A 14,936-nucleotide genomic window follows, 5' to 3' on the forward strand; every position below is an offset into this window, starting at 1 on the left:
ACAAAAAGTCTTTCTCCATCATGTAAAGTAGGTTCCATTGAGCGACCATCTACTACAAAAGATTGAGCTACAAATGTGATTATAAAAAATGCTAAAATCGCAGCAATAACAAGTGACTGTATAAGTTCTTTAATATCTGTGCTATCCAATGTAGTTTCCTCCTACTCTAACAAAGCAAATTTATTCATCATCTTTTTCTTTTTTTTCCTCTTCTTTTTCACCTTTTATCTTTTTTTCTTCAGGTTGATTTTCCTGATCAATTCTACCAATAGAATCTCTTATTAAATCGATATCAACATTAGATGAAATTCTTAGTCTAATATTATTTTCTTTTATATTAATAATTTTTCCTCTAATTCCACCAATAGTAACTACTCTGTCTCCCACTTCTAGATTTTCTATCATCTCATCATGTTCTTTTTGTTGTTTTCTTTGAGGTCTTATTAAAAAGAACCACAATACACCAAAAATAACTACCCACATTAAAATTGTCAAAAATCCCTGTTGCATTATCAAAAATCCCCCTTTTAATATTTAATTGATCTTTTTTAATATTTAATTAATCTTTCCTTCTTTCTATTTATTCAACAATCGAACTTAATATTCCTGCCTTAATTTAGGAGAAATATTATTAATTAACTATTATTTATAATTTGAGTAAAATTCTTTTTGAAATTCATTGAAATTATTTTCCTTTATAGCAGTCTTTAATTCCTGCATTAAATTCAAGAGAAAATACAAATTATGATAAGTAGTAAGTCTCATACCCAAAATTTCTTTTCTTTTCATCAAGTGGCGTATATAACCTCTACTATAACTTTGACACACTTCACAATCACATTGTGAATCAATTGGAGAAAAATCATCTTTAAATTGAGCATTTCTAATAGTTATTTTCCCATTATGGGTAAATACCTGTCCATGTCTGGCAATTCTGGTTGGCATAACACAATCAAACATATCAATACCATATTTAACACCTTCGATTAAATCTTCTGGTGTCCCAACTCCCATTAAATAGCGAGGTTTATTTTTGGGTAGAAATGGAGTAGTATAATCCAAAATTTCATACATTTCCTTATTAGGTTCTCCGACACTTAAACCACCTAAAGCATAACCTGGAAAATCTAATTCAGTAGTAGCCTGAGCACTATATTTACGAAGCTTTTTGTGAACTCCCCCCTGAACAATCCCAAAAAGGGCCTGATCTTGGTTATTAATTTTTTCTTTTTCATTTTTACATCTTTCTGCCCAGCGAATTGTTCTTTCAACTGATTTTGCCATATCATCATATTCACTGGGATATGGAGGACATTCATCAAAAGCCATAACTATATCTGCACCTAATTTATTTTGAATTTGAATTGCTTTCTCAGGTGAAATAAAATGTTTAGAACCATCTAAGTGAGATTGAAAGTGAACACCTTCTTCTTTTATCTCACGTAAATCAGAAAGACTAAAAACTTGAAAACCACCACTATCTGTTAAAATTGGTCTATCCCAATTCATAAAGTCATGTAAGCCACCTGCCTGTTTTATCAAATCAGCTCCAGGCCTTAAATACAAATGATAGGTATTGGCTAAAATTATTTCAGAACCAATTTTTTTAAGTTCATCAGGTGTCATTGCTTTAACAGTAGCCTGAGTTCCAACAGGCATAAAAATTGGAGTTTCTATATCTCCATGTAAAGTATTAATTATCCCATGTCTTGCCCTGGTGTTTTTATCTTCATCTAATAATTCAAAACTAAAACCCATTTTCTCATCCTTTCTCAAAACTATTAAAATTTTAATATATAAACATTGCATCTCCTAAACTGAAAAATCTATATTCTTTTTTAACTGCTTTTTGATAGGCTTTCATGATATTTTCTTTTCCAGCAAAAGCACTAACTAACATTAATAGTGTTGATTTCGGTAGGTGAAAATTTGTAATTAAAGCATCAATAGCTTTAAACTCATAACCGGGATAAATAAATATATCAGTCCAGCCTTTACTGGATTTTAACTTACCATTATTTTGAGTTGCAACTGATTCAAGAGTTCTAGTTACTGTAGTCCCCACCGCAATTATTCTTCCACCATTTTTTTTGGTTTTTTTAATTTTGTCAATAACATTCTGATCTAATTCATAATATTCAGAGTGCATATCATGTTCCTCTACTTTATCAGTCCTAACAGGTCTAAAAGTTCCCAAACCTACATGTAAAGTAAGGTAACCAATACCAACACCTTTATTTTTCAAATCATTTATGAGTTCATTAGTAAAATGCAGTCCTGCAGTTGGAGCTGCTGCTGAACCTCTTTTTTTGGCATAAACAGTTTGATAACGATCTGGATTATCAAGTTTTCTATTTATATAAGGCGGAAGAGGCATTTCACCTAACTTATCAATAATCTCAGAAAAGTCTCCCTCATAAGAAAATTCCATTATTCTTCCTCCAAAATCAGTATATTCCACCGCCTCTCCGATTAATAAATCATTGCCAAAAGATACTTTTACTCCTTTTTTTACTCTCTTTCCTGGTTTAACTAAAACTTCCCATTTGCCTTCTTCTATTTCATTTAAAAGTAAAATCTCTATTTCAGTACCGGTTGGTATTTTTTCACCATAAATTCTGGCTGGTATAACTTCACTATTATTGAAGATAATCATATCATTAGGGTTAACATAATCTATAATATTTTTAAAAATTTCTTCATTTATTTTTCCAGTATTTTTATCTAAGCACATTAATTGTGATTCATCTCTATTATCTTCTGGCTTTTGCGCTATTAATTTATCCGGTAAATCATAATCAAATTCTTTTACATCCATAAAATCCCTCCATCAAACTCAATCTTTAAATAATCTTTCCTGTTCATTAGAATTAAACTCTAAATCAAGATGGTCATAGGCAGCACTGGTTGCAACTCTACCTCTTGGAGTTCTATCAATAAATCCAATTTGTAACAAATAAGGTTCATAAACATCTTCAATGGTTTCTCTTTCTTCACTTAGTGAAGCTGACATAGTTTTTAAGCCTACAGGGCCACCATCAAATTTTTTAATAATAGTTTTTAAAAGTCTATGATCAAAATTATCCAATCCCATTTCATCGATTTCTAATAAATTTAATGCTTTATCTACAACTTCAGTAGTTATTACTCCATCTGCTTTGACCTGGGCAAAATCTCTTACTCTTTTTAAAAGGCGATTACTAATTCTAGGTGTTCCGCGAGAACGCCTAGCAATTTCAACAGCTCCTTCTTCTTCAATTTCTATATCAAGTATTCTTCCAGATCTCATAATTATATTTGTTAATTCTTTTTCATTATAAAATTCCAGACGATTAATAACTCCAAATCTATCTCTTAAAGGTGAACTTAAAAGACCAGCTCTTGTAGTTGCTCCTACCAAAGTAAATGAAGCTAAATCTAATCTTACTGATCTGGCACTTGGTCCTTTACCAATCATAATATCAAGTGAATAATCTTCCATAGCAGGATATAAAACTTCTTCTACCATTTTATTTAAACGATGTATTTCATCAATAAATAAAACATCATTTTTTTGCAAATTTGTTAAAATAGAAGCCAGATCACCTGGTCTTTCAATGGCAGGACCAGAAGTTGTATGAATACTTACATTTAATTCATTTGCAATTATATTAGCTAATGTTGTTTTCCCCAATCCAGGAGGGCCATAAAGTAATACATGATCTAAGGCCTCACCTCGATCTTTTGCTGCTTTTACAAAAATATTTAATTTTTTCTTAACTTTTTTTTGACCTACATAATATTTTAATTTTTCCGGGCGGAGAGTGCTATCAAGATCTTTTTCTTTTTTTTGAGGAGTAACCACTCTTTTTTCTTCTTCCATTTATAAACTCTCCTTCCCTAAAGTGCTTAATACTTTTTTAATCTTTATCTCAAGATTTTCATTATCTTTAAAATCTACATTGGCCATAGCTTTATCAATTTCTTTTCTGGAATATCCCAGACTTAAAATTGCATCATACAATTCTTCATCTTCCTGGCTATTTTCACTTTTTTCTATATTAATATTTTTAGCCAGTTCATCAACTTTATTTTTTAATTCTAATACTAGTCTTTGGGCTGTCTTAGGTCCTATCCCTTTAACCTCTTTTAAAACAGCAATATTTTCAGTAAGAATTGCATTGATAAATCTATCATAACTTAAGTGAGAAAGTATATTTATCGCTGCTTTTGGACCTATTCTAGAAACAGATAACAAAATTTCAAATAATTGTCTTTCTTCCATAGTTTGAAATCCATATAAAGCTAATTGATCTTCTCTAACATATGTATAAATATATAAATGGGTTTCTTTACCTTCAGCAGGCAGTCTGGTTATATCTGCTACTTCAACTAAATATCCAACTCCATTTACTTCAATAATTAATTGACTTTCAAATTTTGTCTTTATTTTTCCTCGAAGACTTCCAATCAAAGTTGGTCACCCCATCTCTTTTGAGCAATAACACTGTGACCATGACAAATAGAAACTGCAAGTGCATCAGCAGCATCATCAGGTTTAGGAATTTTTTCGAGACTTAATAAGGCTTTTACCATTTGTTGAACCTGCATTTTACTTGCTCTACCATAACCTACTACAGCCTGTTTTACCTGAAGTGGAGTGTATTCACCTACCTGTAATTCAGCCTGAGCTCCAGCAAGTAAAATAACACCTCTTGCCTGACCTACTTTAATCGCTGTTTTAACATTTTTATTAAAAAATAATTCTTCCACCGCCATATGCTCTGGTGAATATTTTTCTATTAATTCATTTAATTCTATAAAAATTTTATTTAATCTATTACTATTTTTCATATCAGCAGGAGTTCTGATAGTACCATAATCTATTTTTTTAAAATTATTACCATTTTTTTCAACACAGGCATAACCTAATGTAGCTAATCCCGGATCTATACCGAGAATTATCAAAAAAATCACCTCTTTAAATACATAATTTCTTAACATAAAAATATATTAAAATAGATAAAAGACACTGAAAAATCAGTGTCTTTTCAGTGTTTAATCCTCTTGCTCAGCGATTTCTTCCATGATTTCATCAGGAATATCAAAATTTGCATATATTTCCTGTACATCATCATGATCCTCAAGTTCATCCATTAATTTTAGCATTTTTTTAGCATCTTTTTTATCAAGCTTTACATTATTATTAGGAATCATAGCAAGATCAGAAGAATTAAGGTCAAAACCTTTTTTCTCTAAGTTTTCTTTTACCTGTTCAAATTCTGTTGGATCAGCATATATTGTTACTGTATTACCTTCTACTAAAACATCCTGAGCATCAGCTTCCAATGCTTCTAACATTAATTCATCTTCAGTCAGATCAGTTGAATCAAGATCTAAAATATACTGTCCTCTACGTTCAAACATCCAGGCTACACAACCTGACTGTCCTAGATTTCCTCCTCTTTCAGATAAGATATGGCGAAGTTCTGAAGCAGTTCTATTACGGTTATCACTCATTATTTCGAGATAGAGAGCGACCCCACCTGGTCCATAACCTTCATAAACAAATTCTTCATAATTAACTCCTTCTAAATTACCAGTACCTCTTTTAATAGCCCTTTCTATATTATCGTTAGGCATATTATTATCCTGTGCTTTTTCTATTGCTCTTCTTAAATCAGGATTTTTTTCTGGATCACCGCCACCTTCTCTAGCGGCTACTGCAATTTTTTTGCTTAATTTTGAAAACAATTTTGCACGCTTTTTATCTTCTTTTTTCTTTTTATGTTTTATATTAGCCCATTTAGAATGACCAGCCATTTAGATAACCTCCTTACAATCATAATCCAATTGTTATTTTATCACATAATACAACTGTTTTCAATAAATGAGTCCATCTCTTAATTTATCTTACAGGCATATACAGCAAAAAGAGTCATGGCCAAAATTAACCATGACTCTTTCATAATTTATGCTTTTCTAAGGTCTTTAATTAAATTTTCTAATTCAAGTTTTGCTCCATTTTCCCATTTATTTAAAAATGACTTGATTTTTTCTTTTTCACTATCAGAAAAATCATATTCATCCACTTCTTCTGGTTCAATATTTTTTAACACTTTAATAGATTTTTTTATAGGATATTGTACTTTATAATAAATCTTATCAGTCATTTTTTTCACCTTCTTTTCTATTTACTAATGTCTTAAGTCTTGGTATCCCTTCCTTATTAAGAAAACGTAAATAGCCTTCAAGAGTTATTATCCTATTATCTAAAACTCTATCACTAAACTCAATATTATTTTTTTCAAATTTTGTAACTTTTGTTAATGCCCTATCAAGGGTATTAACTGCACTTAATATTTCATTAGCATTTAAATTTTTGGCCATATTAACACCTCATTTTATGTAATATTTATTACTTCTCTTTAAGCTTTATAATATTGAGACATACTTTATGTAATATTAATTTTTAAAATTAAAAAAGATTATAAGTTGGCCTATAAGCCGAGTTCTGTAATTGGTGATCATCTATCTGCAGTATCAATTTCTTGATACCTCGAGCGTTCATACCCGAAGATAGGACGGGCAGCCCTAAATCTCCCTATTTGAACTTACTCCAGGTGGGGTTTACCTAGCTATTCAGTCACCTAAACACTGGTGAGCTCTTACCTCACCTTTTCACCCTTACCAATAATGGCGGTTTGTTTCTGTGGCACTTTCCTGGGAGTCGCCTCCACTGGGAGTTACCCAGCACCATGCCCTTTGGAGCTCGGACTTTCCTCAGCTGATAAACAGCTGCGATCACCTGGCCAACTTATAATCCGACATTTTTCACCATTAGCTAGTATATCATTGAATTACTATTTTTGTCAAATATATTTCCAGGGATTGGTATTTAATTCAGATTTTATAATATTAACTTTATAATTTTTTTGAGAAACTTTTTTAGATAAATAAGAAAAAAGTAAGTTCTTAACTACTTTTTCAGTTCCATAATGACCGGCATCAATTAAATTTAATCCTAATTGTTCAGCATGTTGAGCTTCATGATATTTTACATCACCAGTAATGTAGAGATCTGCCCCATTATATTTAGCTTTAGAAATAAAATCAGCTCCACTACCACTACATAACGCTACTTTTTTTATTTCAGAATCATCATTACCATAATATCTAAGATATGGTAAGTTTAATTTTTCTTTTACTTTTTTAATATAATCAATTAAATTATAATTCCTTTTAAGTTGACCAATTCTTCCTAATGAAATATTCATATCAGAAAAGTTATTTTCAAGAGGATAAATATCATAAGCAACTTCTTCATAAGGATGTACTTTTTTTACTAAATTAATTATATTATTTAAATTTTCTTCTTTTACGATAGTTTCAAATCTAAATTCATTGACCCGGGCCATCTTCCCCTCTTTACCTAAATAAGGGTTACTATTTTTTTCGGGTTGAAATGTCCCTTCACCTTTTGTTACAAAAGAAGTTTTACTATAATTACCAATTTGACCAGCATCATTAGCAAGTACCTTATCCCTTATCTTTTCTAAACTTTTTTCAGGACCAAAAATAACTAATTTATAATAATTTTTCCTCTCTTTTAAGGAAAGTCCCTCTAAATTATTAATATCCAATAAATCTGCTAAATAATCATTCAAACCACCCTGGGCAACATCTAAATTAGTATGAGCTGAATAGAGTGTAATATCATTTTTAATAGAATCAATTATTATCCTTCCAGTTGCTGTTTGATCATGTATAGATTTTAATTCATCAAAGATAACAGGGTGATGAGAGATGATTAGATTACAATTCTTATCCTTAGCTTCATTAAGAACTTCTTTATTAATATCAAGGCTTACTAAAACGTTTTCTGTTTTTTGATTTAAACTTCCTGCCTGAATTCCAACATTATCCCAATTATAGGCATAATTTTGGGGAGCTAAATCAGTTAATAGACTAATAATCATCTGGGCATTTACCATTTAAAATCCTCCTTAATGCAAATAATAAAAATTTCTCATTGAAAAAACCTTGCTCTCTAGAACAAGGTTAATCCAAAAAATCTCTTAATTTTTTACTTCTGGTTGGATGTCTTAATTTTCGTAAAGCCTTTGCCTCAATTTGTCTTATGCGCTCTCTTGTTACATCAAATTCCTTACCTACTTCTTCTAATGTTCGAGATCTCCCATCTTCTATACCAAATCTTAATTCCAAAATTCTTTTTTCTCTATCAGTAAGTGTATCAAGTACACTATCTAATTGTTCACGAAGCAAAATAAATGTTGCTGCTGATGCAGGAGCAGGAGCGTCTTCATCTTCAATAAAATCAACAAGATGGCTATCTTCTTCTTCACCAATAGGGGTTTCGAGAGAAACTGGTTCCTGTGATATTTTTTTGATTTCTCTGACCTTTTTTGCAGTTAAACCCATTTCTTCTGCAATTTCATCATCTGTAGGTTCTCGACCTTTATCCTGTAAAAGTTGTCTGGAAACTCTAATTAGTTTATTTATTGTTTCTACCATGTGAACCGGTATCCTTATAGTTCTGGATTGATCAGCAATAGAACGGGTTATAGCCTGTCTTATCCACCAGGTAGCATAAGTACTAAACTTATAGCCCTTAGTATAATCAAATTTTTCTACAGCTTTCATCAATCCCATATTACCTTCCTGAATTAAATCTAAAAATAACATACCCCGTCCAACATATTTTTTTGCAATACTTACTACAAGCCTTAAATTAGCTTCAACTAAATGTTGTTTGGCTCTTTCATCTCCATTTTCCATTCTTTTTGCAAGCTGAACCTCTTCTTCGGCTGTTAATAAATCTACTTTTCCGATTTCTTTTAAATACATACGAACAGGATCTTCAATCCCACTACTTTTTGAAACTGTTAAGTCTAAAGTTTTATCATCTTCTTCATCATCTAATTCAGAAATATCTTCAACTATATCGATATCTAAATCATTAAAAATATCATATATTTCATCAATTTGGTCAGAATTTAACTGGGTTTTTTCGAGTTTATCCATTATTTTTTCATAAGTTAAATAACCCTGTTTTTTACCACGAATAACTAAATCATTTACTTCCTCTATATTATGAGTATCAACCCTTTTTTCAGCCATCTAGATCCCTCCTTCCCCTTTGCTTTTAAATAAATTTTGATAAGAAATTAAAATTTCATTTAAATCCATTAAAGAAATATTTTCTTTTTGTAATTTTTTGTATAAATTAAATTTATATCTATATCGATAATTTTCTTCAAATTGGTGCAAATATGCTTTAAGAATTGATTTATTTATATCACTTTTTTCTTCTACTTTTAATTTCATATATAATTTTTTAACACTATTATTTTCTAACTGCAAAAATACTTCATCAGGCGTTTTTTCAAATTTTAATGATTTTAATTTTTCCCAGATTTCCTGAGTTATATTATCAAAAAAGTAATCTTTATTTACTTTTTCTTTTATAAAATCTCTATACTCTGGATAATCAATATAGGATTTTAAAATTTTCTTTTCAATATCATTTATTCTCTGAATATTATTTTCGTTTTTATTACTTTTTTGGTAGTTATTAAATTTTCTATTTTTATTATTTTTATTAGTTCTTTTTGTCTTTTCTCGTCTTTTTTCAACTTCCTGATATAATAAATCAGTATCTAAATCTATTTTTTTTGCGATTTCTTTAGTATATACTTCTCTTTCAATAGGATCTTTAATTTGTGCTAGAACTTCTACTATTTTATGAGTAGTATTAATTCTATCATCAGCATTTCTTAAATTTTTAGAAGATATTATATTATCAACTTTAAATTCAATTAGTGAAAGAGAATCATCCTTTAAGTTTAAGAATTTTTTTTCACCTCTTAATTTGATAAAATCATCTGGATCAGTATCTTCAGGTAATTTAATAACTTTTACATTTAATCCCTCTTCTTTTAAAATTTCAAGTCCTCTAAGTGTTGCTTTAGCTCCAGCTGTATCTGAATCATATGCTATATAGACTTTAGAAACATATCTTTTTAACATTTTTGCCTGCTTTTCAGTTAAAGAAGTTCCTAATGATGCCACAGCATTTTTGATACCATTCATATGAGCTGTTAACACATCAGTATAACCTTCCATTATTATTGCATTATTGCTCTTTCTCATATATTTTTTGGCCCAATTCAAACCATAAAGATTATCACTTTTATCATAGACCATTGTATCTGGAGAATTAAGATATTTGGGTTGGTTTATACTATCGTCTATTATTCTTCCTCCAAAAGCAAGAACTTCACTTCTGCTATTAAATATAGGAAAAATAATTCTATTTCTAAACCTGTCATAAAATTTTTGTTCATTTTTTTTAACTAGCAAACCTGCTTTTACCATTTCATCTTTAGTATAGCCTTTATTTTTGAGAAACTTATAAAGAGCAGTCCATTTATCTGGAGCAAATCCAAGACTATATTTTTTTATATCATCTTCACTATAATTTCTATTTTTCAAATATGCAAGAGCTTTTTCCCCAATATCATGTTTTAATAACAGATAATTATAGAATTTGGCACTAATCATATTTATTTCAAAAATTTTATCTCTAAAATTGGCAACCTTTTTTTGATGATTACTTTGATTAGGTAATTCCATTCCGACACGTTCAGCAGTCATTTTCAGACTCTCAAAAAAAGTAATATGTTCAATTTCCATTAAAAAACTAAAGACATCGCCACCAGCACCACACCCAAAACAATGATAAAACTGATTGGCTGGGTTTACAGTAAAGGAAGGTGTTTTTTCTTGATGAAAAGGGCAGAGTCCTTTGTAATTTTTACCTGATTTTTTTAATTTTACATAATCAGATATTACATCTACAATATCTACTCTGTCTTTAACTTCTTCTTTAAATTCATTAGAAAGAGTTCCCATAATTCACCTACCTTTTATATATCTATAATTCGTCAAATAAATTTATTTTCCTGCACTTTATAACATTAAAATATTATTAATCAAACCAGGGGCTGGGAATAAATAATTCTTCCCCTTTTTCAATAGCAAATCGATCTGACATGCCCGCGATATAATCAATAATAATTTGTTCAATACCAAATTTATCTATCATAGATTTAAATTTTGCAGGAATTTCACTCTTGTTATCTTTGTAGTACTTAAATAAGATTTTCAATAGTCTTTCAGCTTTAACTTCTTCTTTTTTTGCTCCACTACCAATGTAGACATTATCAAAAAGAAATTTTCGCAATTCAGATGTTGCTTTTTTAACTTTTTTACTTCGACATATTTCTGGATTATTATAACTATTTAAAACAATATCTCTAACCATTTTATCAATCCGATCAGAATGAGTCTCTCCTAAAATTTTGATAGACTTTTTAGGTAAATCAGATTTATTAATAATTCCTGCCCTTAAAGCATCATCAATATCGTGATTAATATATGCAATTCTATCTGCGATTCTTACTATTTTTCCTTCCAGAGTAGAAGGAGATTCGTTTCCTGTATGATGTAATATCCCATCTCTTACCTCCCAGGAAAGATTTAAATCTTCCAGATAATCAACTACCCGTAAACTCTGTTTATTATGTTCAAAACCCTTATTAGAAATCTGATCTAAAATTGCTTCTCCGGCATGACCAAATGGTGTATGGCCTAAATCATGGCCTAATGAAATTGCTTCTGTTAAATCTTCATTTAATTTTAAGGAACGCGCTATAGTTCTTGCAATCTGACTTACTTCCAGAGTATGTGTTAACCTGGTTCGATAGTGATCCCCAGCAGGAGAAATAAATACCTGGGTTTTATGTTTAAGCCTTCTAAAAGCCTTGCTATGAATAATTCTATCTCTATCCTGCTGAAAAATAGGTCTAATATCACATTTTGCTTCTTCTTTTAATCTTCCTTTGCTTTCACTACTAAAGCTGGCATATTTAGAAAATATTTCTTTTTCTCTTTCTTCCAGGTCAATTCTAGAAAACATAAAATAGCCTCCTTAAAATTTAAATATAAGACATAACTTCATTGGCCGACTCTTCAATTGATTTATTAGTAACATCAATAACAGGACACCCTATTTTTTGCATTATTTTTTCTGCATGCTCTAATTCATTATTTATTCTTTTTATAGAAGCATACTGAGAATCAGGACTTAATCCTAAAGCTTTTAGTCTTTCCTGCCTAATTTCATTTAATAATAAAGGATCAATAGTTAAACCAATAATTTTATTACCTGGATTTCTATAAAGCAAAGGAGACTCTTCAACTTCTGGAACTAATGGAACATTGGCTGCTTTATATCCTCTATAAGACAAATAAATACACATAGGTGTTTTAGAAGTCCGAGATACTCCAACTAATACCACATCGGCAAGTCTAATACCCTTATCATCATTTCTATCATCATATTTTACTGTAAATTCCATAGCTTCAACTCTTTTAAAATAATTTTGATCTAATCTATGAACCAAACCTGGTTTTAGTCTAGGTTCTATATCAAGCATATCTTGAAATTTTTTCATAACTGGACCCATAATATCAATTATTGGTACATCATTTTTTTCACCTAATTCAACAAATTCTTTTCTTAATTTAGGATTAATTAAAGTAAAAACAATTAAAGATTTATCTTTTTTTGCTCTTTCTATGATATTTTTTAATTCACGAGATGTTTTAATATATGAATATCTTTCTGTCTCAATATGACCTGAATTAAATTGACTTGCTGCAGCATCCACTACATTCTGAGCAGTATCCCCTATTGAATCAGATACAACATATACTTTAGGTTTTTCTTGCAATTTTATCACCTCTATTTTAGTCTTTGATAATTATTAATCATCAAGAGCAATTTCATCAATATCTATAAACATTTCTGAAATTTTTGCTACTTTTTGTAAAAGTGCAAGTCTATTTTTTCTCAATTTTTTATTATCTACCATAACTATCACATTATCTAAAAATAAATCTACAGGTTTCTTAAATTCAACTAATCTTTTTAAAGCAGACTTGTAATCCCCAGTTTTATATTTATTTTTAATTATCTCTTTCAAATTTATATATTTATTATATAGATTTTCTTCTTCTTCAGTTTCAAATAAATTTTTATCTATATCAGGTTTCCCCTCAGCTTTATTTCCAAGGTTTTTAGCTCTTACTAAACCCCTAAATAAATCAACAAATAATTCTGGATTATCCTGGCGAACTTCCATGACAGCTTCTGCTCTGTCTTTAAGATCTACAAAATCGTCATTTTTAATGCTAATCGCTGCATTTATAACATCATATCTCAAATTCATTTCTTCTAATTCATTACGTAATCTCTGTAATAATAATTCTTTTATTTCTTTTATTAAATCATCACTATCATTATTCAATGTATCAAGACTATAATTAATTAAATTACTAATTTTTATATTTTCTCCAAGATTAATTATAATTCTTACTATTGAAGAAGCCTGTCTTCTTAAGGCAAAAGGATCCTGGGAACCGCTTGGTTTAATTCCCAAACTATAATGAGCAGTAATATTATCTAATTTATCAGCTATACTAAGTATACTTCCTATAACAGTTTCAGGTAACTTATCCCCAGCAAAACGTGGTAAATAATGTTCTCGGATACCTTCAACAACATCTTTGTTTTCTCCAGCTATATCAGCATATTCGGCACCCATTATTCCCTGCAATTTAGCAAATTCATTGACCATTTCTGTAAGTAAATCATTTTTACTTAATTCAGCAGCTCTAATAAGATTATCTGTTTTATCCTTTGCTAAATTATATTCATTGGCAATTTTTTTAGATAATTTTTCAATTCTCAATACTTTATCATACATAGTACCTAAATCTTCTTTAAAGATAACATCTTTTAAATCATCTTTTAGATTTGCAAAATCATCTTTTTGATCTTCTTCAAAAAAGAATTGTGCATCAGCTAGCCTGGCCTTTAATACCATTTCATTACCATTTATAACAGTATCTAAATGCTCTTCATTACCGTCTCTTACACCAACAAAAAGATTATCTAGTTCTCCAGATTTTTTCCTTACTGGAAAATAGCGTTGATGTTCTACCATAGATGTTATCAAAACATCTTCTGGAATTTCCAAATATTCATTAGAAAAGCTTCCACAAAATGCTGTCGGATATTCTACTAAATCCACTACTTCAGATAATAGATCATCAGTAAAAACAACTTCTCCTGAAATTTTATCCAAATCTTTAATTTGTTCTATGATAATTTTTTTTCTTTTATCTTGATCAACAATTATATAATTATCATTTAATATATCAAAATAATTTTGAGCTTTATCAATTTTACATGCATTTTCAGTTAAAAAACGATGGCCATAACTTAATCTGCCAGAAGTTACACCTGCAATTTCAAAATTTATTTCCTGGTTACCAAATAAAGCAACCAGCCATTTAATTGGTCTTATAAATTTAAAATCAACATTCCCCCAGCGCATGGACTTAGGAAAATTAATATTTTTCATTAAGCTTAAAATAATATCATTTAATATTTTTTTTGTTTTTTCCCCTTCTTCAACTTTATCAGCATAAAGATAATCATCTCTTACTACCAGGTCTTCAACTTCAACTCCCTGTCCCCGGGCAAAACCTTCACCAGCTTTAGTAGGATTACCATCATCATCAAAAGCAATTTCATAGGCAGGCCCTCTTACACTTTCTTTTTTATCATTTTGATTTTCAGACAAATCTTCAATATATAAAGTTAATCTTCGTGGAGTTGAATACACATTTAAATCTTTATATTCCAAACGATTATCAGAAAAAATATTAGCTGCTTTTTGTGAAAAATTTTGACGAATTAAATCCATATCATTAGCAGGCATCTCTTCAGTTCCAATCTCTAATAAAAAATCTTCAGCCATTTTTTTCACTCCTTTGTTAAGTATAAACTTACAATATTGTAAATT

Annotated in this window: 16 protein-coding genes and 1 other RNA gene; all 17 read right to left on the reverse strand. The window is 29.7% G+C overall.

The annotated features are described in order from the left end of the window. A partial coding sequence (locus VJ881_07210; GenBank protein ID HKL75838.1) for a S26 family signal peptidase occupies positions 1-149 on the reverse strand: 149 nt, incomplete at its 3' end. A 31-nt stretch (positions 150-180) separates the two neighbouring features. After that, positions 181-510: a preprotein translocase subunit YajC gene (gene yajC, locus VJ881_07215; GenBank protein HKL75839.1), complete on the reverse strand. Its 330-nt coding sequence runs from the start codon at positions 508-510 to the stop codon at positions 181-183. A 132-nt stretch (positions 511-642) separates the two neighbouring features. Beyond that, on the reverse strand, positions 643-1,758 hold the full coding sequence (gene tgt, locus VJ881_07220; protein ID HKL75840.1) for a tRNA guanosine(34) transglycosylase Tgt: 1,116 nt from the start codon (positions 1,756-1,758) through the stop codon (positions 643-645). A gap of 31 nt (positions 1,759-1,789) precedes the next feature. Beyond that, a complete protein-coding gene (queA, locus tag VJ881_07225) occupies positions 1,790-2,818 on the reverse strand; it encodes a tRNA preQ1(34) S-adenosylmethionine ribosyltransferase-isomerase QueA (GenBank protein HKL75841.1) in 1,029 nt (342 codons plus the stop codon). Between the two features lie 18 nt (positions 2,819-2,836). Beyond that, complete coding sequence (ruvB, locus tag VJ881_07230) at positions 2,837-3,862, reverse strand: Holliday junction branch migration DNA helicase RuvB (protein ID HKL75842.1); 1,026 nt, start codon at positions 3,860-3,862, stop codon at positions 2,837-2,839. Beyond that, entirely contained in the window at positions 3,863-4,453 is a 591-nt protein-coding gene (ruvA, locus tag VJ881_07235; GenBank protein HKL75843.1) for a Holliday junction branch migration protein RuvA, read from the reverse strand. Continuing rightward, the gene (gene ruvC, locus VJ881_07240) at positions 4,450-4,947 is read right to left on the reverse strand and encodes a crossover junction endodeoxyribonuclease RuvC (GenBank protein ID HKL75844.1); all 498 of its coding nucleotides are present in this window, start codon (positions 4,945-4,947) and stop codon (positions 4,450-4,452) included. Before ruvC ends, ruvA begins: the two co-directional genes overlap by 4 nt. Positions 4,948-5,037: 90 nt before the next feature. Beyond that, complete coding sequence (locus tag VJ881_07245) at positions 5,038-5,802, reverse strand: YebC/PmpR family DNA-binding transcriptional regulator (protein HKL75845.1); 765 nt, start codon at positions 5,800-5,802, stop codon at positions 5,038-5,040. A 149-nt stretch (positions 5,803-5,951) separates the two neighbouring features. Beyond that, complete coding sequence (locus tag VJ881_07250) at positions 5,952-6,152, reverse strand: hypothetical protein (GenBank protein ID HKL75846.1); 201 nt, start codon at positions 6,150-6,152, stop codon at positions 5,952-5,954. Then, a complete protein-coding gene (locus VJ881_07255; GenBank protein HKL75847.1) occupies positions 6,145-6,369 on the reverse strand; it encodes a hypothetical protein in 225 nt (74 codons plus the stop codon). Before VJ881_07255 ends, VJ881_07250 begins: the two co-directional genes overlap by 8 nt. Positions 6,370-6,466: 97 nt before the next feature. Then, an RNA gene (rnpB, locus tag VJ881_07260) (RNase P RNA component class A) lies at positions 6,467-6,799 on the reverse strand. Positions 6,800-6,851: 52 nt separating this feature from the next. After that, complete coding sequence (locus tag VJ881_07265; GenBank protein HKL75848.1) at positions 6,852-7,973, reverse strand: Nif3-like dinuclear metal center hexameric protein; 1,122 nt, start codon at positions 7,971-7,973, stop codon at positions 6,852-6,854. Positions 7,974-8,040: 67 nt separating this feature from the next. After that, positions 8,041-9,120 carry an RNA polymerase sigma factor RpoD gene (rpoD, locus tag VJ881_07270; GenBank protein HKL75849.1) on the reverse strand — a complete coding sequence of 360 codons (1,080 nt, stop codon included), beginning with the start codon at positions 9,118-9,120 and terminating at the stop codon, positions 8,041-8,043. Further along, positions 9,121-10,914 carry a DNA primase gene (gene dnaG, locus VJ881_07275; protein HKL75850.1) on the reverse strand — a complete coding sequence of 598 codons (1,794 nt, stop codon included), beginning with the start codon at positions 10,912-10,914 and terminating at the stop codon, positions 9,121-9,123. It abuts the gene before it with no gap. A gap of 76 nt (positions 10,915-10,990) precedes the next feature. After that, a complete protein-coding gene (locus tag VJ881_07280) occupies positions 10,991-11,980 on the reverse strand; it encodes a deoxyguanosinetriphosphate triphosphohydrolase (protein ID HKL75851.1) in 990 nt (329 codons plus the stop codon). Between the two features lie 19 nt (positions 11,981-11,999). After that, on the reverse strand, positions 12,000-12,806 hold the full coding sequence (locus tag VJ881_07285) for a pyruvate, water dikinase regulatory protein (GenBank protein ID HKL75852.1): 807 nt from the start codon (positions 12,804-12,806) through the stop codon (positions 12,000-12,002). 24 nt (positions 12,807-12,830) lie between these two features. After that, positions 12,831-14,891 (reverse strand): glycine--tRNA ligase subunit beta, encoded by a 2,061-nt coding sequence (gene glyS, locus VJ881_07290; protein ID HKL75853.1) that lies wholly within the window; start codon positions 14,889-14,891, stop codon positions 12,831-12,833. Positions 14,892-14,936 lie beyond the last annotated feature (45 nt).

This window comes from Halanaerobiales bacterium (assembly GCA_035270125.1).
In the GTDB taxonomy this organism is placed as follows: Bacteria; Bacillota; Halanaerobiia; order Halanaerobiales; family DATFIM01; genus DATFIM01.

Excerpts from the sequence above, each read along its gene's own strand:
- yajC (HKL75839.1), bottom strand. The coding sequence starts at position 510 with ATGCAACAGGGATTTTTGACAATTTTAATGTGGGTAGTTATTTTTGGT.
- tgt (HKL75840.1), bottom strand. The coding sequence starts at position 1,758 with ATGGGTTTTAGTTTTGAATTATTAGATGAAGATAAAAACACCAGGGCA.
- queA (HKL75841.1), bottom strand. The coding sequence starts at position 2,818 with ATGGATGTAAAAGAATTTGATTATGATTTACCGGATAAATTAATAGCG.
- ruvB (HKL75842.1), bottom strand. The coding sequence starts at position 3,862 with ATGGAAGAAGAAAAAAGAGTGGTTACTCCTCAAAAAAAAGAAAAAGAT.
- VJ881_07245 (HKL75845.1), bottom strand. The coding sequence starts at position 5,802 with ATGGCTGGTCATTCTAAATGGGCTAATATAAAACATAAAAAGAAAAAA.
- VJ881_07250 (HKL75846.1), bottom strand. The coding sequence starts at position 6,152 with ATGACTGATAAGATTTATTATAAAGTACAATATCCTATAAAAAAATCT.
- VJ881_07255 (HKL75847.1), bottom strand. The coding sequence starts at position 6,369 with ATGGCCAAAAATTTAAATGCTAATGAAATATTAAGTGCAGTTAATACC.
- VJ881_07265 (HKL75848.1), bottom strand. The coding sequence starts at position 7,973 with ATGGTAAATGCCCAGATGATTATTAGTCTATTAACTGATTTAGCTCCC.
- rpoD (HKL75849.1), bottom strand. The coding sequence starts at position 9,120 with ATGGCTGAAAAAAGGGTTGATACTCATAATATAGAGGAAGTAAATGAT.
- dnaG (HKL75850.1), bottom strand. The coding sequence starts at position 10,914 with ATGGGAACTCTTTCTAATGAATTTAAAGAAGAAGTTAAAGACAGAGTA.
- VJ881_07280 (HKL75851.1), bottom strand. The coding sequence starts at position 11,980 with ATGTTTTCTAGAATTGACCTGGAAGAAAGAGAAAAAGAAATATTTTCT.
- glyS (HKL75853.1), bottom strand. The coding sequence starts at position 14,891 with ATGGCTGAAGATTTTTTATTAGAGATTGGAACTGAAGAGATGCCTGCT.